The sequence below is a fragment of the Zeimonas sediminis genome, assembly GCF_023721795.1.
GTDB classification, from domain to species: Bacteria; Pseudomonadota; Gammaproteobacteria; order Burkholderiales; family Burkholderiaceae_E; genus Zeimonas; species Zeimonas sediminis.
Genome location: NZ_JAMQYE010000002.1, coordinates 221,614 through 243,382, shown reverse-complemented (window position 1 = coordinate 243,382; position 21,769 = coordinate 221,614). Strand labels below are relative to the sequence as shown.

General features: G+C 70.6%; 19 protein-coding genes. 13 read left to right on the top strand and 6 right to left on the bottom strand.

Annotated features, from left to right (window positions below):
• The first annotated feature begins 44 nt into the window (after positions 1 to 44).
• Entirely contained in the window at positions 45 to 1,061 is a 1,017-nt protein-coding gene (cuyA, locus tag M6I34_RS16580) for a D-cysteate sulfo-lyase (protein WP_272486919.1), read from the top strand.
• A gap of 120 nt (positions 1,062 to 1,181) precedes the next feature.
• Positions 1,182 to 2,345, top strand: a complete 1,164-nt coding sequence (locus tag M6I34_RS16575; protein ID WP_272486918.1) for an acyl-CoA dehydrogenase family protein — start codon at positions 1,182 to 1,184, stop codon at positions 2,343 to 2,345.
• 65 nt (positions 2,346 to 2,410) lie between these two features.
• On the opposite strand, the gene M6I34_RS16570 is transcribed toward M6I34_RS16575, so the two are convergent.
• The 5 genes from M6I34_RS16570 to M6I34_RS16550 all read right to left on the bottom strand — a co-directional run bounded on the left by M6I34_RS16570 (position 2,411) and on the right by M6I34_RS16550 (position 7,599).
• Positions 2,411 to 3,772, bottom strand: coding sequence for an NAD(P)H-dependent oxidoreductase (locus tag M6I34_RS16570; protein ID WP_272486917.1), 1,362 nt, complete (start codon positions 3,770 to 3,772; stop codon positions 2,411 to 2,413).
• 671 nt (positions 3,773 to 4,443) lie between these two features.
• On the bottom strand, positions 4,444 to 5,262 hold the full coding sequence (locus M6I34_RS16565; protein ID WP_272486916.1) for a phytanoyl-CoA dioxygenase family protein: 819 nt from the start codon (positions 5,260 to 5,262) through the stop codon (positions 4,444 to 4,446).
• Between the two features lie 30 nt (positions 5,263 to 5,292).
• Positions 5,293 to 6,006 (bottom strand): GntR family transcriptional regulator, encoded by a 714-nt coding sequence (locus M6I34_RS16560; RefSeq protein WP_272486915.1) that lies wholly within the window; start codon positions 6,004 to 6,006, stop codon positions 5,293 to 5,295.
• Between the two features lie 31 nt (positions 6,007 to 6,037).
• Positions 6,038 to 6,688 (bottom strand): TetR/AcrR family transcriptional regulator, encoded by a 651-nt coding sequence (locus M6I34_RS16555; protein ID WP_272486914.1) that lies wholly within the window; start codon positions 6,686 to 6,688, stop codon positions 6,038 to 6,040.
• Positions 6,685 to 7,599 carry an esterase/lipase family protein gene (locus M6I34_RS16550; protein WP_272486913.1) on the bottom strand — a complete coding sequence of 305 codons (915 nt, stop codon included), beginning with the start codon at positions 7,597 to 7,599 and terminating at the stop codon, positions 6,685 to 6,687. The genes M6I34_RS16555 and M6I34_RS16550 overlap by 4 nt, the downstream gene beginning before the upstream one ends.
• A 269-nt stretch (positions 7,600 to 7,868) precedes the next feature.
• Here M6I34_RS16550 and rpsF point away from each other — a divergent pair, with 269 nt between their 5' ends.
• The 5 genes from rpsF (at position 7,869) to dnaB (ending at position 13,322) form a co-directional block, all read left to right on the top strand.
• Positions 7,869 to 8,234 carry a 30S ribosomal protein S6 gene (gene rpsF / locus M6I34_RS16545; protein ID WP_272486912.1) on the top strand — a complete coding sequence of 122 codons (366 nt, stop codon included), beginning with the start codon at positions 7,869 to 7,871 and terminating at the stop codon, positions 8,232 to 8,234.
• A 37-nt stretch (positions 8,235 to 8,271) separates the two neighbouring features.
• Positions 8,272 to 8,637 carry a primosomal replication protein N gene (gene priB / locus M6I34_RS16540; protein WP_272486911.1) on the top strand — a complete coding sequence of 122 codons (366 nt, stop codon included), beginning with the start codon at positions 8,272 to 8,274 and terminating at the stop codon, positions 8,635 to 8,637.
• A gap of 13 nt (positions 8,638 to 8,650) precedes the next feature.
• Positions 8,651 to 8,926, top strand: coding sequence for a 30S ribosomal protein S18 (gene rpsR / locus M6I34_RS16535; protein ID WP_272486910.1), 276 nt, complete (start codon positions 8,651 to 8,653; stop codon positions 8,924 to 8,926).
• A 19-nt stretch (positions 8,927 to 8,945) separates the two neighbouring features.
• The gene (gene rplI, locus M6I34_RS16530) at positions 8,946 to 9,401 is read left to right on the top strand and encodes a 50S ribosomal protein L9 (protein ID WP_272486909.1); all 456 of its coding nucleotides are present in this window, start codon (positions 8,946 to 8,948) and stop codon (positions 9,399 to 9,401) included.
• A 219-nt stretch (positions 9,402 to 9,620) separates the two neighbouring features.
• Positions 9,621 to 13,322, top strand: coding sequence for a replicative DNA helicase (dnaB, locus tag M6I34_RS16525; RefSeq protein WP_272486908.1), 3,702 nt, complete (start codon positions 9,621 to 9,623; stop codon positions 13,320 to 13,322).
• A 55-nt stretch (positions 13,323 to 13,377) separates the two neighbouring features.
• Here dnaB and M6I34_RS16520 read toward each other — a convergent pair whose 3' ends face one another.
• The gene (locus M6I34_RS16520; RefSeq protein WP_272486907.1) at positions 13,378 to 14,472 is read right to left on the bottom strand and encodes a PLP-dependent cysteine synthase family protein; all 1,095 of its coding nucleotides are present in this window, start codon (positions 14,470 to 14,472) and stop codon (positions 13,378 to 13,380) included.
• Positions 14,473 to 14,622: 150 nt separating this feature from the next.
• Here M6I34_RS16520 and M6I34_RS16515 point away from each other — a divergent pair, with 150 nt between their 5' ends.
• From M6I34_RS16515 to M6I34_RS16490, 6 genes are all read left to right on the top strand, one after another.
• Complete coding sequence (locus tag M6I34_RS16515; RefSeq protein WP_272486906.1) at positions 14,623 to 15,945, top strand: NAD(P)/FAD-dependent oxidoreductase; 1,323 nt, start codon at positions 14,623 to 14,625, stop codon at positions 15,943 to 15,945.
• Between the two features lie 122 nt (positions 15,946 to 16,067).
• Entirely contained in the window at positions 16,068 to 17,672 is a 1,605-nt protein-coding gene (locus M6I34_RS16510) for an ABC transporter substrate-binding protein (RefSeq protein WP_272486905.1), read from the top strand.
• 1 nt (position 17,673) lies between these two features.
• The gene (locus M6I34_RS16505) at positions 17,674 to 18,651 is read left to right on the top strand and encodes an ABC transporter permease (RefSeq protein ID WP_272486904.1); all 978 of its coding nucleotides are present in this window, start codon (positions 17,674 to 17,676) and stop codon (positions 18,649 to 18,651) included.
• A gap of 4 nt (positions 18,652 to 18,655) precedes the next feature.
• On the top strand, positions 18,656 to 19,486 hold the full coding sequence (locus M6I34_RS16500; protein WP_272486903.1) for an ABC transporter permease: 831 nt from the start codon (positions 18,656 to 18,658) through the stop codon (positions 19,484 to 19,486).
• A complete protein-coding gene (locus tag M6I34_RS16495) occupies positions 19,483 to 21,225 on the top strand; it encodes an ABC transporter ATP-binding protein (protein ID WP_272486902.1) in 1,743 nt (580 codons plus the stop codon). The genes M6I34_RS16500 and M6I34_RS16495 overlap by 4 nt, the downstream gene beginning before the upstream one ends.
• Positions 21,222 to 21,767: an L-2-amino-thiazoline-4-carboxylic acid hydrolase gene (locus tag M6I34_RS16490; RefSeq protein WP_272486901.1), complete on the top strand. Its 546-nt coding sequence runs from the start codon at positions 21,222 to 21,224 to the stop codon at positions 21,765 to 21,767. Before M6I34_RS16495 ends, M6I34_RS16490 begins: the two co-directional genes overlap by 4 nt.
• Positions 21,768 to 21,769: the final 2 nt, after the last annotated feature.

Here is a 21,769-nt window from a genome sequence, read left to right as displayed (position 1 = left end):
GCCGACGGCGCGGCGACCGCGAACCCTTTCCTGAAGGAAGAACGATGGATCTCTCACGCTTTCCCCGGCGTCGCTACACGCAAGGCGCCACGCCGCTCGAATTCATGCCCAACTTCAGCCGCGCGCTGGGCGGGCCGAACGTGTGGGTCAAGCGCGACGACATGCTCGGCCTGACGCCGGGCGGCAACAAGACGCGCAAGCTGGAGTTCCTGGTGGCCGACGCGCTCGAGAAGGGCGCCGACACGCTGGTGACCTGCGGCGCGCCGCAGTCCAATCACTGCCGGATCACGCTGGCCGCGGCCGCGCGCGAGGGGCTGAAGTGCCGCTTCGTGATCGAGGAGCGCGTCCCCGGCAGCTACCGCGTCGACGCCAGCGGCAACAATTTCCTCTTCCGGCTCATGGGCGTCGAGGCGGTGACGGTGGTGCCCGCCGGCACCGACATGCATCGCGAGATGGCGCGGGTGGCCGAGGAGCTCGCGGCGCAGGGCCGCAAGGCCTACGTGATCCCGGGCGGCGGCTCCAACGCGCTGGGCGGGCTCGGCTACGTTGCCTGTGCCCAGGAGATGCAGCAGCAGTTCTTCGAGCAGGGGGTGCGCATCGATCGCATCGTCGTCGGCTCGGGAAGCTCGGGCACGCACGGAGGCCTGATCGCGGGTTTCCTGGGCAACAACATCGACATCCCGATCGTGGGTATCGGCGTGAGCCGCGACCCCGCGGACCAGGACCCGCTGGTCCATCGCGAAGCCCAGGCAGTCGCCGATCTGCTGGGGCTGAAGGTCGACGTGCCGGCCAGCGCGGTGCTGACCTTCGGCGAGTACTGGCGGCCGAAGTACTCGGTACCCAACACCAGGATGGTCGAGGCGGTGCAGATGCTCGCGCGGACAGAGGGGATCCTGCTCGACCCGGTCTACACCGGCAAGGCGATGGCCGGGCTGATCGACCTCAGCCGCCGCGGCTACTTCCGGAAGGGCGAGAACGTGCTGTTCCTGCACACCGGCGGCGCGCCGGCGCTGCACGCGTTCGAGCCGCAGCTCCTCGGCGAGGCGCCGGTGGCCGACTGAGCGGGCGGGCCGGCAGTCGGGCGGCGACCGCCGCAGTCGCGCGCCCCGATCGATGTCATCATCGCGGACGGTGCCGCCGCTCGGCGGCCCCGCCTTTCGAAGACTCTCGAGGCCCGCGCCATGCCGATCGATCTGCGCCCGTCCTGGATGGACGACTCGCTGGAGACCTTCCGGGACACGGTGGTCCGCTTCGTAGAGCACGAGATGCAGCCGGGCGACGCCGAGGCCCGCGAACGCGGTCACGTCGGCCACGCGCTGTGGCGGCGCGCCGGCGAGCTCGGGCTGCTGTGCACCGACATTCCCGAGACGTACGGCGGCGGCGGGGGCGACTTCCGGCACGAGGCGATCCTGTGCGAGGAGATGTCGCGGCGCGCGCTCTCGGGGATGAACGCCTCGGTGCACAGCATCGTCGCCCACTACGTGCTGAACCACGGCACCGAGGCCCAGAAGCGTCGCTGGCTGCCCCGCATGGCGCGCGGCGACCTGGTGGGCGCGATCGCGATGACCGAGCCGGGCGCGGGCTCGGACCTGCAGGGAATCCGCACGCGCGCCGAGCGGCGCGCATTGCCCGACGGTCGCCAGGAATATCTGCTGAACGGCGCGAAGACCTTCATCTCGAACGGATTCCTGGCGGGCCTGGTGCTGGTGGTCGCGAAGACCGACCCTTCGCAGGGCGCCCGCGGCATGTCGATCCTCGCGGTCGAGACCGAGGGGCGCGAAGGCTTCCGGGTTGGCCGGCTGCTCGACAAGATCGGCCTGAAGGCGCAGGACACTTGCGAGCTCTTCTTCGACGACGTCCGGGTGCCGGCGGCGGACCTGCTCGGCGAGAAGGAAGGGCAGGGCTTCTACCAGCTGATGGCCGACCTGCCCTACGAGCGCGCCTTCATCGGCGTGGGCGCGGTGGCGGCCATGGAAGGCGCCTACCAGGCCACGCTCGCCTACGTTCGCGACCGACAGGCCTTCGGGCGACCGCTCGCCGACTTCCAGAACACGAAGTTCAAGCTCGCCGAGATCGCGACCTCGGTCAGGGTCGCCCGCGTCTTCATCGACCGCTGCGTCGAGGACCTCGTCGCGGGCCGGCTCGACACGGTCGGCGCCTCGATGGCCAAGCTGTGGACGTCCGAACTGCAGGGCAAGGTCGTCGACGAATGCCTGCAGCTATTCGGCGGCTACGGCTACATGAACGAGTACCTGGTCGGCCGGCTCTACGTCGACGCGCGCATCCAGCGCATCTACGGCGGCACCAGCGAGATCATGAAGGAGGTCGTCTCGCGCGGCCTGTGAGCCGCGCGATCCTTCCCCGGATACCGGGCCGCCGGGGGGCCTCTCGCCGCGACCCGCGTCGGGCCTCACTTGCGCGCAGCCTTCCCCTTCTTCGCGAAGATCTTCTCCATCTCGCGTCGGAACTTCACCGCCGGCGCGTTCGCGTCGAAGGCCACGTCGGCCCAGCGGACCGGCTGGCCCGCCTTCACCGCGCGCTTGAGCTTCACGCCGTGCGCCAGGCCCAGCGGCAGCCCGCCCACGGCCAGCGAGTCGGCGGCCGGCATCAGCTTGCCGTAGACGGTGAACCCGCCTTCGCCGTCGAGCGTCTCGCCGGCCTTCAGGTCGCGCTTGGCGGTCGCCACCACGTCGCCGTGCCACGCCTCGGGCGCGCCGGTGGGTTCGCCGCGCAGCCCCGCCGAGGCCACCGAGATGCCGAGCTCGAGCCCGATCAGGTGGTAGGGCTTGTACATCGCGGTGTAGTTGCCGGTCTTGTCGGTGACCAGCCCGTACTCCCTGAAGCAACGGCGCACGTAGTCCGAGTCGCCGGCGAAGGTCACGTACACGCCCCAGCGCAGGTCGCGGAACACCGGCCGGCCGTCGCGCTCCACGCTGGAGATCACCTCGACCTGGCCGCGGTGGTGCAGGTGCCCGCCCTCGGCCGCCGGGCGCAGCACGTGCGCCAGGTCGTCGACGCCGCAGGGCGGGAACTCCAGCCCCTGCGGCGCGGGCGTCAGGCCGGTGGCGTTGGCCACTGCCGCCATCTCGATCGCCGACTTCGTGCCGTCGAGGAATGAGTTGAACATCTGCGGGTTCATTCCGCCGGCCTTCGCGTCCTCGGGGCTGATGCCGTAGTGCGGCCAGACCGTGGCCGGCGTCGACGCGTGGTACTCGGGCAGGTACTTCGTGCCCTTGCCCGCGGCCACCACCTCGAAGCCGGCGGCGCGCGCCCAGTCGACCATCTCGCAGATCAGCGCCGGCTGGTCGCCGTAGGCGAGCGAGTACACGATGCCCGCCTCGCGCGCCTTCCTGGCGAGCAGCGGGCCGGCCAGCGCGTCGGCCTCGACGTTGACCATCACGACGTGCTTGCCGTGCTCGCAGCAGGCCAGCACGTGCGCGATGCCGGCCGACGGATGGCCGGTCGCGTCGATGACCAGGTCCACGTGCGGGCTCGCGATCATCGCGAACGCGTCGTCGAGCACGTGCGTGGTGCCCTTCTTCGCCGCATCGGCCAGGCTGCGCGCGCCGAGCGCCGCAGCCGGCCAGCCGACGCGCTTGAGCGCGGCCTTCGCGCGGGGCGGCGACAGGTCGGCGACGCCGACCAGGTGCATGCCCGGCGTGCGCCGGACCTGCGACAGGTACATCGATCCGAACTTGCCGGCGCCGATCAGGCCGATGCGGATCGGGTTGCCGTCGGCGGCGCGCTTCTGGAGCATGCGGTGCAGGTTCAACTTCTTCTTCCTCTTCTTGGTGACGGTGCGGGTGCCGACGTGCGGGCGAGGCCCGTCGTTTCGCGCCCGGGTGCTGCGGCCCCGCTGCGCGGGGCTTCCCTCGTCTTCCTCGTCCGCGCGGGGGCGCGCAGAACTCGCCCGCTTCGCGGGCTCAGACAGGCTGCGCGCCTTCTCCCGCGCTCCCTTCGGAAGCACTCGGCTTGCACAAGGGCGCGAAACGACGGGCCTCGCCCGCACGCCGGCACTCGATGCGTCCTGGCTTCACGGTTGGATGAATTGTGCCGACCTCCGCGCGTTGTGGCATCCGGAAGCGCCCTGCACTTCGGCTGGCTGAGGCTCGGGCGCAGTGGTGTCGGCCGCGCGCGGGAGCGGATCGGAGCTTCCCGTTTTCGCGCTTCAATGACGTGTCCGGCTGGCTGGCGAGGCGCCGCGCTTTCCGCTCCTTGTGCAAGCCGAGCGCTTCCGAAGGGAGCGGCGATCAGGGAGGGCGCTGTCTGAGCGGGCCGGTAGGCCCGCGAGTTGCGCCCGACCCGCCGCGGACGAGGAAGGCGAGGGAAGCCCCGCGCAGCGGGGCCGCAGCACCCGGAGCGGAAAGCGCGGCGCCTCGCCAGCCAGCCCGCGCGAGGCTCGCCAAGAGAAAACGGGCGACTCACGTTCGGTGCGGCGGCCAGTCAAGCCGCCCGCGCGGCCGTAGGCCAGGGCAGGCCGCGGACGTCGTCGCGCAGCAGGCAGTCGTCCGGCAGGCACTGGATCGGCGTGAAGTCGCGGTGCGCGATGTAGTCGGGGCGCTTGAACTGCGTGATGTGGTTCGACACCGCGCACAGGCTCAGGTAGACGATCACGCGGTTCCACGGGCTCATGTTCGACGGCGAGCCGTGCACCAGGCAGCCGTGGAAGATCATCATCGACCCGGGCGGGCCCTTCGGCGCGACGATGCCGCCGCGCGCGACCAGCTCGGACACCTTCGCGTTGTCCAGCGTCCACAGCGGATAGCTGGTGGTGGTCACGTCGTGGCCGGCCTCGACGACGCCTTCGCGGTGCGAGCCGGGAATGAAGTACAGCGGGCCGTTGAACTCGTTGACCTCGTCGAGGAAGATCGCCACGTTCATCGCGCGCGGCTCGGGCATGCCGTCGTCGCGCTGCCAGGTGCCGTAGTCCTGGTGCCACTGCCAGACGTCGCCGTCGAAGGCCTGCTTGCCGTTGATCTTGAACTGGTGCATGTAGACGTCTTCGCCGAAGATCTGGGTGACCGGCTCGACCATGCGCGGATGCCGGCCCAGCTTGGCGAAGGCGTCGTTGTAGGTGTGCGCCGCGAAGCTGGTGCGCGGCGTCACGCCGTCCTTCTCGCGGACGATCTCGGGCCGGTGCTCGGCGTAGATCTTCGGCACCTCGTCGAGCAGCACCTTCATTTCCTCGGGGCTGAACAGCGACGGAAAGAACAGGTAGCCGTCGCGCTCGAATTGCGCGAGCTGTTCGGGGCTCAGTTTCATGTGGGTCTCCTCGTTGTCGTTGGTGGAGGCTCAGGCGGCGGGGCGCCCGAGCCGGGTCGAGCGGCCGGCTTCGGCCTCGGCAGGCCCCTCCCGGGGGGCCGCCAGCAGTTGCCTGACCGAGTTGGCCGCATGGTCGTGCGACAGCCGGGCCGCTCGCTCGGCATCGCCGGCGACGATCGCTTCGAGGATCGCCGCGTGCTCGGCCCACACCTTGCGCATCGGTCCGGCGCGCCGCACGTAGGCGCTCATCGCGCGCCGGGTGTGGTGCCAGTGCTGGCGGGCGGTCTCGAGCAGCAGCGGGTTGCCCGCCGCTTCGTAGACGAACAGGTGAAAGCGCAGGTCGGCGCGCACCAGCGCTTCGAGGTCGCCGGCGGCCGCGGCGGCGCGGCCCTCGCGCAGGATCGCGGCGCCTTCGGCGCGAAGCTCGGGGCGCGGCGCGCGGGCGGCGGCCCGCGCGGCCGCGGCGTCGAGCGCGGCGCGAAGCTCGTACAGCCAGCCGACGAAGGCTTCGTCGAGCGGCGCGACCTCGACGCCGCGACGGTTGGCGGTGTCTACGATCAGCCCCTGCATCCGAAGCAGCCGCAGCGCCTGGATGACCGGCTGGCGGGAGACGCCGAGCCGCTCGGCCAGCGCTTCCTGCGTGTAGCGCCGACCCGGCTCGAGCTCGCCGGAGAGGATCGCCTCGAGCAGCGACGCATGCGCCTTGTCGACGAGGTCGGGCTCGGGAACGAGCGGGCGGATCATCGTGGCCTCTGGATTCTGTATACAAAGAATCCTAGCCGTCGTTCCTTGCCCTGTCCAGACGGCGCCGGCCGCTCTCCGACAGCCAGGGGCGCAGCAGCGCGAGCAGCTGGCCGACGCCGCGCTCGATCGACGCCCGCGCGAAGCCGGGGTCCCCGAAGCGGCGCGCGCCGCCGATGTACTCGAAGGGCAGCCAGCCGGTGGCCACCACGACCAGGTTCGTGGTCAGGGCCGAGACCTCGTCGGGCGTGGCGGACAACTCGCCGTCTTCGGCGAGCACCCTGCACAGCATCGCGGCGGCTTCGGTCTTGCGTGCGACGATCGCCTGCAGGCCGAGCTCGAGCGAACGATGGCGCGACAGCAGGTCGTTGATGTCGCGGTAGACGAAGCGGTAGTCCCAGATCGCCTCGAACAGCAGCTTCAGGAAGGGCGCGACGTCCTCCAGCCGGATCTCGCGGCGCCCGGCCTCGTCGAGCAGCGCGCCGATCCGCGTGTCGAAGCGCGCGAACAGGGCGGTGACGATCTCTTCCTTGTTCGCGAAGTGGTAGTAGAGATTGCCGGGACTGATCCGCAGGTCCTCGGCGATCGCCGCCACGGTGACGCCCGGCTCGCCGAGCTCGTTGAACAGCGCCAGCGAGCGTTCGAGGATCCGCTCGCGGGTCCGCCGGGGCGCCTTGCCGGTCATCGCGCGGACTCGGCCCGCGCCAGCGCCTCGGCCAACACGGGGCGCACGGCCGGCGACTGCGCGAGCGACATGTGCCCGACGCCCGCGATCACGTGCAGGCGGGCTCCGGCCAGCGTCTGGGCCGCCTGCGGCATCACGATGTTGTCGTGAAGGGTCAGGATCACCGTGAACAGCGCCCTGGCCTGCGGCGACTCCGAGGCCTCCAGCGAGCGGAGCCAGGGGCTGCCCGCGCGCATCTGGGCGACGTTGCGGCCGATCCCGAACCGGGCGCTCCAGGTGCCCTGGTGCGGGCTGCCCAGCGTCACGACGCCGGCGACCCGGTCGTGGCCGTGGCGCGCGATCCAGGCCCGGATCACGATGCCGCCCATGCTGTGCCCGACCAGCGCGACCCGCGCCGCGCCGGTGCGGGCCCGCAGGCGCTCGACCGCCTGCTCGAGCGTCGGCAGGTAGTCGTCGATCGCGGCGAACGGCGGCTCGAGGTTCACGCCTTCCAGCGGGTGGCCGCGCGTGGCCAGCCAGCCGGCCAGCGGGCGCCACACTGCCCGGTTGCAGAAGTAGCCGTGCACCAGGACGATCGGCACCCGCCGGGGATCGGCGCCAGAGGGCAGCGGCGCGTCGCCCGACCAGGGCATCAGCAGCGCGAAGCTGCGAATCGAGGCCGCGGTCTCGCCCAGCCAGGCGCGGACCGCCGCCACGGGCCCCCCGGCTGGCGGGGCCGACCCCGCGCGATGCCAGGCCCCGGCCAGCGACTGCATGCCGATCGTCCAGGCATGGGAGAAGGGCGGAACCGCCGCCCCGGCGAGCGCCGCCGCCCAGGCCGGCCAGCCCGCCCGCTCGGCCAGCCACCAGCCGACCGCCAGCGCCGCCAGCAACTGGGCGGCCAGCACGCCCCGGACGAGCCAGGCGATCACCTGGCCCGGCCCCGGGTGCGGCCGGCCCGGTGGTGCCGGGCCGTCAGGCTTGAGAAATCTCGGTTCATCCGCTATTATTTCGGGTTCCTCGCCGCACGGTGAATCGACGCTTGTCGCCGGCGGCCTTTGTCCACGAGGCACAGCGCGTCGCACCCTGCCCGGGCGCCGGTATTCGGTGTCCTAGTCGGGCTTTCTCTTTGGGCGTCCTCTTATGGTTTGGGCGTCCCCTTTGAGCGGGTGCAGCGTTCGTGCGAATACAAGGAGAAACGATGCGTCATTACGAAATCGTGCTGATCGTGCATCCCGATCAGAGCGAGCAGGTTCCGGCAATGATCGAGCGTTACAAGACGCTGGTCGAGAGCCAGGAAGGCAAGCTGCACCGCCTCGAAGACTGGGGCCGCCGCCAGCTCACCTACCCGATCCAGAAGATGGCCAAGGCGCATTATGTGCTGATGAACATCGAGTGCGGCCAGCCCACGCTCGATGAGCTCGAGCACGCCTTCCGCTTCAACGACGCCGTGCTGCGCCATCTGGTCGTGTCGATGAAGAAGGCCGAGACCGGCGCTTCGCCGATGCTCAAGCAGATCCAGAAGGAAGAGGCCCGCAAGGCCGTTTCCGAGCCGCAACAGGGTTGACGCGAAAGGTCGCCAGGCTGCCGCGCGGCATGACCGAGTGACGGGGCGCCAGCAAGGCCCAGGCAGCGAATCTCGGGCGGGATCCACGATCGATCCGGCCAACGAGATCCGCCTCACGGGCGAACTGGTCGGCAGGGAAACGCTGCGCTACACGCCGGCGGGCATCCCGATCCTCGACGCAAGGCTCGCGCACCGCAGCGAGGTGACCCAGGCGGGGCAACGCAGGCAGGTGGAATTCGACATCGCACTGAGCTTTTCCGGGCCGGCCGCGCAGCGCGCCGACGGCCTGAGGCTCGGCCAGGCGATCGCGGCGTTCGGCTTTCTCGCGCCGCGCCGCAAGCTGTCGAAGACGCTGGTGCTCCACGTGACCCGCTTCGCCGAACTCGAACCGACATCGAATTGACAGGGGTACTGAAATGGCTTTTGCCCGTCGTGGTTCCAAGGACAAGAAAACGCGCCGTCCGGCGCAGGCCGCGCTGTTCAAGCGCAAGAAGTTCTGCCGGTTCACGGCCGAGAAGATCGAGCAGATCGACTACAAGGACGTCGACCTGCTGAAGGACTTCATCACCGACACCGGCAAGATCATCCCGGCCCGTCTCACGGGCACCAAGGCGCGCTACCAGCGCCAGCTGCAGGTCGCGATCAAGCGCGCGCGCTTCCTCGCCCTGCTGCCGTTCACCGACAACCACTGAGCCGCGGGAGAACGAGAACATGCAGATCATCCTGCTCGAAAAGGTCGTGAACCTCGGCCAGCTCGGCGACGTCGTCCGGGTGAAAGACGGCTACGCCCGCAACTTCCTGATCCCGACCGGCAAGGCGCGGCGCGCTACCCAGGCCGCGATCCAGGAATTCGAGGCGCGCCGCGCCGAACTCGAGAAGATCCAGGCCGACAAGCTGGCCGCCGCGCAGGCGATGGGCCAGCAGCTCGAGGGCCTGGCGGTCGAGATCACCGAGAAGGCCGGCGTCGACGGCCGCCTGTTCGGCTCGGTCGGCAACTTCGACATCGCCGAGGCCCTTAAGAAGAAGGGCTTCGCCGCGGTCGAGAAGGCCATGGTGCGCATGCCCAACGGCCCGCTCAAGGCGATCGGCGAGTACGAGGTCGAGGTGGCGCTGCACACCGACGTGCTGGCCAACATCAAGGTCACGGTGATCGGCGAGACCGCCTGATCCCTGCGCCGGCGGCGGCCTGCCGCCGGCGAGCCGGTCCTCCCCGCGAGCTTCGCGGCCCGGACGGCACCTGACGACGGGGCGCTTCGGCGCCCCGTTCGTCTTTCCGGGCCGTCGCAAGGCCCTGCCGCGTGACGGCGCGCGAAGGTTCCGCTCCCTGACATCGCGCCCGGTGAATTTGCTCTAACATCGATCCTCTTCGCGGCCAGCCCGATCCCGATGTCATCCGTTCCCGAAAGCCGAGCGCCCCTCGACCCGCAGATCGCCGCGCTGCGCGTGCCGCCGCATTCGATCGAGGCCGAGCAGGCGGTGCTCGGCGGGCTGCTGCTCGACAACAACGCCTTCGACCGCGTGGCCGACGTGCTGCGCGAGGACGACTTCTACCGCCACGACCACCGGCTGATCTGGCACCAGGTGGCGCGGCTGATCGAGCGCGGCCAGCCGGCCGACGTGGTCACCGTGCTGGAGGCGCTGCAGAACGCCGGCAAGGCCGACGAGGCGGGCGGGCTGGTCTACCTGAACGCGCTCGCCCAGGAGACGCCGTCGGCGGCCAACATCCGGCGCTACGCCGAGATCGTTCGCGACCGCGGCATCCTGCGCCGGCTGATTTCCACGGCTGACGAGATCTCGTCGGCCGCGCTGAACCCGCAGGGCAAGGACACCCGCCAGCTGCTCGACCAGGCCGAATCGAGGATCTTCCAGATCTCGGAAGAGGGCTCGCGCGGCCAGGCCGGCTTCCACCAGCTGCCCGACCTCCTCGGAAAGGTCGTCGAGCGGATCGACGAGCTGTACAACCAGAACAACCCGAACGATGTGACCGGCGTGCCGACCGGGTTCGTCGACCTCGACCGGATGACCTCCGGCCTGCAGCAGGGCGACCTGATCATCGTGGCCGGTCGCCCGTCGATGGGCAAGGCCCAGCCGCTCGACGCACGGGTTCGCACGCCTTCAGGGTGGAAGACGATGGGCGAGCTCGCGGTCGGCGACGCGCTCGCCTCGGTCGACGGCGCACCCTCGATCGTCACTGCCGTCTACCCACAGGGCGAGCGGCAGATCTGGCGTGTCACCTTCTCCGACGGCCGCGGCGCCGAGTGCTGCGACGAGCATCTCTGGACGGTTCATCATCGCGCGTGGAGCGCGCCCCGCACGCTGACGCTCGCCGAATTGCGCGAATTGCTCGGCGAGCGCCGCTACCAGCGGCGGCTGTGGATCGACATGCCATCGGGCGACTTCGGCCATCGTGATCCGCTGCCGGTCGATCCGTGGGTGCTCGGCGCGCTGATCGGCGACGGCAACCTCAACGGGACCTCGGTCGGGTTCTCGAACGTCGCCGACGACGTCCTCGAGCGGATGCGCGAGCGCGTCGGTGAGTCGCTGACCCTGGTGGCGGCCGGCGGGCCGGATTGGCGGATCACCAGGCGAATCGGGCAGCCTGGCCGGCCGGCACGCAATCCATTGAGGTGCGCGCTCGAGACGCTCGGGCTCTGGGGCACCGATTCGTCGACGAAGTTCATTCCGCGCTGCTACCTCGACGCGAGCCGCGCCGCGCGCCTCGACCTGCTGCGCGGCCTGCTCGACACCGACGGATGGGTCGAGCGCTGGGGCACCGTGCGGTTCTCGACGGCCAGCGAGCGGCTCGCTCGCGACGTGCAGGAACTGGCTCGCTCGCTGGGCGGCTGGTGCACGGTGCGGGGCAAGCGCACCTCGTTCACGGTGGACGGCCGGCGCAAGCCCGGCGCGCCGGCCTGGGTCTGCACGATCGCACATCCGGACCCCGCCAGCCTGTTCCTGATGAGCGCGAAGTGCGAGCGGCTGCAGGGCGGGCGCAGCCGGCGTCGCCAGCCGGTGATCGTGTCGATCGAGCCGAGCCGGCGCGCGCAGGCGCAGTGCATCGCGGTGTCGCATCCGTCGCGGCTCTACCTGACCGACGACTACGTCGTCACGCACAACACCGCGTTCTCGCTGAACATCGGCGAGCACGTCGCGGTCGACCAAGGCTTGCCGGTCGCGGTCTTCTCGATGGAGATGGGCGCGACCCAGCTCGCGATGCGGATGGTCTGCTCGGTGGGACGGCTCGACCAGCAGCGGCTGCGCACCGGACGGCTGCTCGAAGACGACTGGCCGCGGCTGACCAACGCGATGCAGAAGATGCAGGACACGCAGCTTTTCATCGACGAGACGCCGGCGCTCAGCGTGCTCGAGCTGCGCGCCCGCGCGCGAAGGCTGTCGCGCCAGTGCGGCCAGCTCGGCCTGGTCATCATCGACTACCTGCAGCTGATGGCAGGGTCATCGTCCGGAGAGAACCGGGCCACCGAGATCTCCGAGATCTCGCGCGGCCTGAAGGGGCTGGCCAAGGAGCTGAACTGCCCGGTGATCGCGCTGTCGCAGCTGAACCGCTCGCTCGAGCAGCGGCCGAACAAGCGGCCGGTGATGTCCGACCTTCGGGAGTGCGTGCCTGGCGACACCCTGGTCATGCTGGCCGACGGTCGCCGCGCGCCGATCGCGAGCCTGGTCGGCGCCGAGCCCGAGGTACTGGCCATGGACGCGTCGCAGCGGGTGGTTGCGGCCCGCAGCGATCGCGTCTGGCCGGTCGGGCGCAAGCCGGTCTTCAGGCTGTCGCTCGCCAGCGGCCGAACGCTGCGCGCCACCGCAGGGCACCGCATCTTCACCGGCGCGGGATGGCGCACGCTGGACGATGTCTCGGTCGGGGACCGGATCGCCCTCGCGCGCCGGGTACCGGAACCGGCCTCGCTCGTCGTCTGGCCCGAGGAGCACGTGATCCTGCTCGGCCAGATGATCGGCGACGGCAGCTACCTGTCGGGCCAGCCGATGCGCTACACGACCGCTTCCGAGGAGAACTCGGAGGCGGTACGGCGAGCGGCGGAGTCCTTCGGCTGCACCGTGACCCGCCATGCGGGCCGCGGCAACTGGCACCAACTGGTCATTTCCGGCAACGGCGACCGCTGGCATCACAAGGGCGTCAATGCCTGGCTGCGCAAGCTCGGCATCTTCGGCCAGCGCTCGCACGAGAAGCGGATTCCGGGCGAGGTGTTCGGCCTGTCGAACGCGCAGGTCGCGCTGCTGCTGCGCCACCTGTGGGCCACCGACGGCTCCATCCTCTTGCGCCCCGCCGGCCAGCGCGGGGCGGCGCGCGTGTACTTCGCGACCGCGAGCGAAGGGCTGGCGCGCGACGTCGCCGCGCTGCTGCTGCGCTTCGGCATCGTGGCCCGCATTCGCGCGATGAAGCCGGCCACCGGCAGGACGGTCTGGAATGTCGACGTGTCGGGCAGCGAGCAGCAGCGGGAGTTCCTTGCGAGCGTCGGGGCCTTCGGGCCTCGCGCCGAGCCTGCGAGGCAACTGGCCGCGCGACTCGAGGTGCTTGTGCCCCGGGCGAACGCGAACGTCGACGCGCTTCCTCGCGAGGTGTTCGCGCAGGTGCGCGCGGTCATGGGCGATCGCGGCGTCACGCAACGGGAAATGGCTTCGTTGCGCGGCACCTCTTACGGCGGCGCCTCTCACTTCCGATTCGCCCCGTCGCGCGCCACGCTGGGCCACTATGCCGAGCTGCTCGACGACGACGCGCTGCGCACCTGGGCCGATTCCGACCTGTTCTGGGACCGGGTCGTGGCGATCGAGCCCGACGGCGACGAAGAGGTCTTCGACCTGACCGTGCCGGGTCCGGCGTCCTGGCTGGCCGACGGAATCGTGAGCCACAACTCGGGCGCGATCGAGCAGGACGCGGACGTGATCCTGTTCATCTACCGCGACGAGGTCTACAACCCCGATTCGCCCGACAAGGGCACGGCCGAGATCATCATCGGCAAGCAGCGCAACGGTCCGATCGGCACGGTGCGGCTGACCTTCGTCGGCCAGTACACGAAGTTCGAGAACTTCGCCGGCGGCGGATTCGAGCAGAGTTGAGCCCGCGAGGCGCGGCCGCGCGTCAGCGGCTCGCTGGCGCAGCGGGTGCCGCCGGTTACGGCCGGACGGCTTCGGCGATCTCCCACGGCAGGGTGCGGCCCCGCTCGGCGCAGTCGCGCACTGCCGCCGCCGCCGGCGCGACGTCGTAGCCGTTGGCCGCCAGCCAGTCCGGGTTGTAGTAGCTGTGCGCGTAGCGCTCGCCGCCGTCGCACAGGATCGCCACGATCGAGCCCGATTCGCCGGCCTCGTGCATCCGGCGGGCGAGCTGCAGCGCGCCGACCAGGTTGGTGCCGGTGGAGCCGCCGCAGCGCCGGCCGAGCACGCCGCGCAGGTAGTGGATCGCGCCCAGCGACGCCAGGTCGGGCACCTTCAGCATCGTGTCGATCGCGCCGGGCACGAAGGACCGCTCGACACGCGGCCGGCCGATGCCCTCGATCCGCGAGCCGCAGTCCAGCCGCAGGCCCTCGTCGCCGGTCGCGTAGGCGTCGAAGAATACCGAGTTCTCGGGGTCGGTCGCGCACACGCGGGTCGGGTGGCAGCGGTAGCGGATGAAGCGCCCGATCGTGGCGGTGGTGCCGCCGGTGCCGCAGCCGCAGACGATCCATGCCGGCACCGGGTGCGGCTCGTGCGCCATCTGCGCGAAGATCGACTCGGCGATGTTGTTGTTGCTGCGCCAGTCGGTCGCGCGCTCGGCGTAGGTGAACTGGTCCATGTAGTGGCCGCCCAGCTCGCGCGCCAGCCGCTCCGATTCGCCGTAGACCTGCCCGGGCTGGTCGACGAGATGGCAGCGTCCGCCGTAGAACTCGATCGCCGCGATCTTCTCGGGCGAGGTGGTCCGCGGCATCACCGCCACGAAGGGCAGGCCAAGCAGGCGCGCGAAGTAGGCTTCGGACACCGCGGTCGAGCCCGACGAGGCCTCGACCACGGTGCTGCCCTCGTGCAGCCAGCCGTTGCACAGCGCGTACAGGAACAGCGAGCGCGCCAGACGGTGCTTGAGGCTGCCGGTCGGATGGCTGGACTCGTCCTTCAGGTACAGCTGCACGCCCGGGAAGGCGGGGAGCGGCACCGGAATCAGGTGGGTGTCGGCCGAGCGGTTGAAGTCGGCCTCGATCCTTCGGATCGCCTGGGCTTCCCAGCTTCGCGGATTCATCGGTGCACGCAGTGGTCGTCGGATCGGGGAATCGTACCCGAGCGCCGGTGGTCGATCCCTGCGCGTGTCCTTGCCGCCGGCGGCCGGGGCAGGGCATAGAATTCCCGGATTCGTCGCAGTCGTCCCGAAAACGAGAAAAGGAATCCGGACATGTCCGCTGCAGCCCGCGCGCCGTCGACCGCACACCACGGTTCGATCTGGGCCGCCACCGCGCCGCCCGGCCCGGCCTGCCCGAAGCTGGAGGCGAGCGTCGAAGCCGACGCGGTCGTGATCGGCGCCGGCTTCACCGGCCTGTCCACCGCGCTGAACCTGCGCAAGTCGGGCGTCGACGTCGCAGTCGTCGAGGCGGCCGAGCCGGGCTGGGGCGCCTCGGGCCGCAACAACGGGCAGGTGATTCCCACGTTGTCCCGGCCCGATCCCGACGACATCGAGGCCAAGCACGGCGAGGCCGGCGAGCGATTCGTCGCGCTGCTGCGCGACTGCGCGTCGATCCTGTTCGATACGGTCCGCGAGCACGCGATCGTGGCCGAGGCCGAGCAGACCGGCTGGGTGCAGCCCGCGCACAGCCCGGGACGCATCGCGATCTCCGAGCGCCGGGTGCGGCAATGGTCGAAGCGCGGCGCGCCGGTCGAGCTGCTCAGCCGCGCCCAGGCGAGCGAGATGCTCGGCTCCGACGCCTGGCACGGCGGCTTCTGGAACCGCACCGGCGGCCACGTCAATCCGCTCGCGCTGGCGCGCGGGCTCGCGCACGCCGTCGTCGAGGCCGGGGGGCGCATCTTCGCGCAGTCGCCGGCGCTGTCGTTCTCTCGGGTCGGCGACCAGTGGCTGGTCCGAACGCCCGCCGGGCAGGTGCGCGCCCGCGCGCTGGTGCTGGCCACCAATGCCTACACCGGCGAGTTCGCCCCTGCGCTCGCGCCGCGGATCGCGCGCGAGGTGGTGCCGGTGCTGTCGTGGCAGATGGCCACCCTGCCGCTGCCCGACGCGGTGCGGGCCACGGTGATCCCGGGCCGCCAGGCGATGTCCGACACCCATGGCGACCTGCACTTCGCGCGCTACGACGCCCGCAACCGGCTTGTGACCGGCGGCGCGATCATCGTGCCCTTCAACCAGGCGGAGCGGCTGAAGGCGATGATCGGCGAGCGGCTGAAGCGGCTCTGGCCGCAGATCGGCGAGGTCCGTTTCGACCACGTCTGGAACGGTTACGTCGGGATGACCGACGACTTCCTGCCGCGCTTCCACCGGCTCGGTCCCGATGCCTGGGCCTGGGCCGGCTGCAACGGCCGGGCGGTCGGCCTTTCGGTGGCCCTGGGCGGAGAGTTCGCCAAGGCGGTCCGCGGCGTGCCCGAGAACGAGCTCGCCCTGCCGTTCACCGAACCGGCGCCGCTGCCGCTGCACTCGCTCGCCCGGCGCGTCGCGCCGCTGATGCTGCTGCGCTACCGCCAGCTGGACCGGCGCGAGTTCCGCGCCGGTTGAGCGCGCCGATAACGATATTCGCGGAACGGATTCCGTCGACACGCGCCGCGGCAGCGGGGTAAAAAGTCCGATTCGCCGACCGTGGTCGGCGCCGACCAGGAATCTCGAAAAGGGGAACCGACATGAGCTTCACACGCCGCGATGCACTGAAAACCGGCCCGGCGGTCGCGCTGGGCGCCTCCATCCCGGCGCTCGCCCAGGCGCAGGCGAAGGGCGAGCCGCGCCGTGGCGGCACCGTCACCGTCCACATGCAGGGCGAGCAGCGCATCCTGAATCCGGCGCTGCGCGCGTCCACCGGCGTCTACGTGGTCGGCGGCAAGATCATGGAGCCGCTGGTCGACCTGAACGCCAAGGGCGAGCCCGACCCGGTGCTGGCCACCTCGTGGGAGTCGTCGCCCGACGGCAAGACGATCACCTTCAAGCTGCGCCAGGGCGTGAACTGGCACGACGGAAAGCCCTTCACCTCGGCCGACGTCCAGTTCACGGCCATGGAGATGTGGAAGAGGCACCTGAACTACGGCACCGCGCTGCAGCTCTACCTCGACGGCGTCGACACGCCCGACGCGCACACCGCGGTGTTCCGCTATTCCCGGCCGATGCCGATGGACCTGATGCTGCGCGCGATGTCCGACCTCGGCTACATCGCGCCGAAGCACGTCTACGAGGGCACCAACGTGCTCGAGAACCCGGCCAACACCGCGCCGATCGGCACCGGCCCGTTCAAGTTCTCGAAGTACGAGCGCGGCCAGTACGTGATCGCGGTGCGCAACGAGAACTACTGGCGCAAGGGCTTCCCCTACCTCGACCAGATCGTCTGGCGCTTCATTCCCGATCCGGCCGCCGCGGTGGCGGCGATCGAGTCCGGCCAGATCCAGATCAGTGCCGAAGGCGCGCTGCCGCTGGCCGACCTCGACCGCCTGAAGAAGGACCCGAAGTTCGAGGTGTCCAGCCGCGGCAACGAGGGCAACGCGGTGATGAACACGATCGAGTTCAACTTCCGCCGCAAGGAGCTCGCCGACCGTCGGGTGCGCGAGGCGATCGTGCGCGCGCTCGACGTCGAATTCTTCTGCGAGAACTTCCTGTACGGCTTCGCCAAGCCCGCGAAGGGGCCGATCCCGAGCTCCTCGCCGAAGTTCTTCCCGAAGGACGCGCCGGCCTATCCCTTCGACAAGAAGAAGGCCGAGGCCCTGCTCGATGCGGCCGGCTACAAGCGCGGCGCCGACGGCAAGCGCTTCAGCATCCGGCTGGTGCCTGCTCCCTGGGGCGAGGACATCACGCTTTGGTCGACCTTCATCCAGCAGTCGCTGCAGCAGGTCGGCATCGGCGTCGAGATCGTCCGCTACGACGCGGCCGGCTTCCTCAGCAACGTCTACAAGGACTGGAACTTCGACCTGGCCACCGGCTGGCACCAGTATCGCGGCGACCCGGCGGTGTCCACCACCGTCTGGTACCGCTCGGGCAGCCCGAAGGGCGCGCCCTGGACCAACCAGTGGGGCTGGCAGTCGGACCAGGTCGACAAGCTGATCGACGCGGCGGCCTTCGAGACCGATCCGGCGAAGCGGCGCCAGCTGTATGCGGACTGGGTCAAGCGGGTCAACGACGAGATTCCGCTCTGGATGGCGATCGAGCGGCTGCTGATCTCGGTGACCAACAAGTCGCTGCAGAACCACCACAACCAGCCGCGCTGGATCTCCAGCAGCTGGCACGACCTGTGGCTCTCCGCCTGACGTGAGGATCCTCTCTCTCGCTCTGCGTCGGCTGGCGGCGAGCCTGCCGACGCTCTTCGTCATCCTGGCGGGGCTCTTCCTGCTGCTGCAGCTGGCGCCGGGCGACACGGTCGACGCGCTGGTCGCGCAGATGGGCGGCGGCGACGCGGCGATGATCGAGGAGCTGCGCCGCCACTACGGGCTCGACCTGCCGGTGGCGGTGCAGTTGGGCAACTACCTGTGGCGGCTGGTCAGCCTCGACCTGGGCCACTCGGCGATCTACGGCAAGCCGGTCGTCGACGTGATCCTCGAGCGGCTGCCGGCCACGCTGCTGCTGATGGTCTCCGCGCTGTCCTTCGCGTTCGCCGCCGGCATGGCGCTGGGCGTGATCGCCGCGCGGCGCGTCAACAAGTGGCCCGACACCGCCATCTCGACGCTGGGCCTGGTCTTCTACGCCACGCCGTCCTTCTGGTTCGGGCTGATGGGCATCGTGGTGTTCGCGGTGCGGCTGGCCTGGCTGCCGCCGGGCGGCTTCGAGACGATCGGCGCCGGCTACACCGGCGTCGCGCGCGTGCTGGACATCGCCCGCCACCTGCTGCTGCCCACGGTCACGCTCGCGCTGATCTTCCTGGCGATCTACCTGCGGATCATGCGCGCGTCGATGCTGGAGGTGCTCACGCTCGACTTCGTGCGCACCGCGCGCGCCAAGGGCCTGAACGAGACCGCCGTCGTCGTGCGCCACGTGCTGCGCAACGCGCTGCTGCCGATGGTCACGCTGATCGGCCTTCAGGCCGGCGCGATGCTCGGCGGCTCGGTGGTCGTCGAGAGCGTGTTCGCGCTTCCCGGGCTCGGGCGGCTCGCCTACGACTCGGTCGTGCAGCGCGACCTGAACACCCTGCTGGGCATCGTCTTCGTCTCCGCGCTGCTGGTCATCGTGATCAACTTCGTCGTCGATCTCGCCTATGCGCGGCTCGATCCGCGCATCGGCGCCGGGCACTGAGGCCATGGAGTTCCTTCGCCTGTACGTTCGCAATCCCGGCGCGGTGATCGGGCTGGTGCTGCTGGCGCTGGTAATGGCGATGGCCGCCAGCGCGGACGTGCTGTATCCGCGCGATCCGCTGAGCCTGGCCGGCCGCCCGCTGCAATGGCCGTTCGCGACCGATCGTTTCCTGCTCGGCACCGACGCGTCGGGCCGCGACATCGCCGCGCAGATCTTCCACGGCGCGCGGATCTCCCTGCTGATCGGTTTCGTGGCCACGCTGGTCGCGATCGCGCTGGGAATCGTGGTCGGCGCGGTGGCGGGCTATTACGGCGGCTGGGTCGACAACGCGCTGATGCGGATCACCGAAGCCTTCCAGACCGTGCCGAACTTCCTGCTGCTGCTGGTGCTGGTGGCGGTGTTCGGCTCGGGCCTCACCACGGTGATGCTCGCGATCGGCCTGGTGTCCTGGCCGGCGCCGGCGCGGCTGACCCGCGCCGAGTTCCTGTCGCTGCGCAACCGCGAGTTCGTGCAGGCCTGCCGGACGATCGGACTGCGCGACGGCGCGATCATCTTTCGCGAGATCCTGCCCAACGCGATGCCGCCGCTGATCGTCTACGCCAGCGTGGTCATGGCGCTGGCCATCCTGATGGAGAGCGCGCTCGCCTTCCTGAACCTGTCGGACCCGAACGTGGCCTCGTGGGGCAACCTGATCGGCCACGGCCGCGGCGTGCTGCGCACCCAGTGGTACGTGTCGGCGATTCCCGGCGTGGCGATCCTGCTCACCGTGCTGGCGGTGTCGCTGGTCGGCCAGGGCCTGAACGACGCGCTGAACCCGCGCCTGAGGTCGCGATGAGCGCCGCGCCTGCATCCGGGCTGCCGGGGGCGGCGCCGAGCGCGCCGCTGCTGCGGGTCCGCGGCCTCGACGTCGCGCTGCCGCCGGGCGCCGATCGCGCCCACGCTATCCGGGGGCTCGACCTGGAGCTGGCGGCCAACGAGATCCTCTGCGTGGTCGGGGAATCCGGTTCGGGCAAGTCGATGACCGCCAGCGCGCTGATGCGGCTGTTGCCCACCGGCGTGAGGGTCGTCTCGGGCGGCATCGAGTTCGACGGGCATGACCTGCTGGCGCTGTCCGAGGCTCGGATGCGCGAGGTGCGCGGCGCGCAGATCGCGATGGTGTTCCAGGAGCCGATGACCGCGCTGAACCCCTTGCGCACAGTGGGCGACCAGATCGGCGAGATGTTCCGCATCCACACCGATCTCGACGCGGCGGCCATCGACGAGAAGGTGCTCGCGCTGCTGGCCGAGGTGCGCATTCCCGATCCCGGGGCCTCGGCGCGCGCCTATCCGCACGAGCTCTCCGGCGGCCAGCGCCAGCGCGCGATGATCGCGATGGCGCTCGCGCTCGAGCCGCGCGTGCTGATCGCCGACGAGCCGACCACCGCGCTGGACGTGACCACGCAGGCGCAGATCCTCGCGCTGATCCGCGACCTGCAGCGGCGCAAGGGCACCGCGGTGCTGTTCATCACGCACGACTTCGGCGTGGTCGCCGAGATCGCCGACCGGGTCGCGGTCATGCAGCACGGCGAGCTGGTCGAGCAGGGGCCGGTGCGGCAGGTGCTCGAGTCGCCGCGCCATCCGTACACGAAGCAGCTGATCGCGGCAGTGCCGCCACTGGCGCCGCCGCCCGCCAGGGCGGTCGGCGACGTGCCCGCGCTGGTCGTGGAGAACCTGGGCAAGACCTACCGCACAGGCGGCTTCCTCGGGCGCGGCGCGCGCGTCACCCGCGCGCTCGACGACGTCTCGCTGGCGCTGCCCAGGGGGGCGACGCTGGGCGTGGTCGGCGAGTCCGGGTCGGGCAAGTCCACGCTGGCGCGCTGCATCGTGCGCCTGCTCGACCCCGACGCGGGCCGGATCCTGATCGGCGACGCCGACCTCGCCGCGATGTCGCGACGCGAGCTGCGCTCGGCCACGCAACGGGTGCAGATGGTCTTCCAGGACCCGTTCGCGTCGCTGAACCCGCGGCGGCGCGCCGGCGACCTGGTCGCCCAGGGGCCGGTCGCCCACGGCGTGCCGCGCGCCCGGGCGCTTGCGCGCGCTCGCGAGTTGTTCGAGCTGGTCGGGCTGGACCCGAACGCGGTCGACCGCTATCCGCACGAGTTCTCCGGCGGCCAGCGCCAGCGGATCGGGCTCGCCAGGGCGCTCGCGCTGGAGCCGGAGATCCTGGTGGCCGACGAGCCGGTGTCGGCGCTCGACGTGTCGGTGCAGGCGCAGGTGCTGCAGTTGCTGGCCGACCTGAAGTCGCGGCTCGGGTTGTCGATGATCTTCGTCACCCACGACCTGCGGGTCGCCGCGCAGATCTGCGACCGGGTGGCGGTGATGCAGCACGGCAGGGTGGTCGAGACCGGCCCTGCCGCCGAGGTGTTCACCGCGCCCACCCACGAGTACACGCGCGCGCTGATCGACGCGATCCCGGGCCGCCACTGGTCCGAGCGCGTCGCCGCCGAGGCGGCGCTCGCGGCCGCCGCCACGGAGCCCCGCGCCGGGGCCGTTGTCCCTTTGCACCCCTCGCACGCCGAAGGAGGCGATCGATGAGCGATGACACGCAAGCCCGGCCGGCAGCGCCGGCCCATCCCGAGAACCTGTCGATGCTCGCCAAGCGGCGCATCGAGGCCGAGATCCTCGGCCACGTCTACCAGGTGCTGAAGGCCAGCCACGGCAAGGAGGTCGCGATGAAGACGATCGGCGACGCGGTGCGCCGCTCGGCGATCGAGCAGGCTCAGCGCTTCGCGGCCGAGTCGAAGGAGGGCACCTCGCTGCAGCACTTCGTCGACATGAGCAAGCTCTGGCAGAAGGAAGACGCGCTGAGGATCGAGGTGCGTCGCAAGACCGACACCGAGTACGACTTCGACGTCGTCCGCTGCCGCTACGCCGAGATGTACCGCGAGATGGGGCTCGGCGAGATCGGCCACCTGCTGTCCTGCCAGCGCGACGGCAGCTTCTGCGAGGGCTACGACCCGAAGCTGAGGATGAAGCGCTCGCAGACCATCATGGGCGGCGCGAGCCACTGCGACTTCCGCTACACCTACGAAGACGACGGCGAGGCCGCGGCCGTGCCGGGACGGCGAGAGGGCTGAGC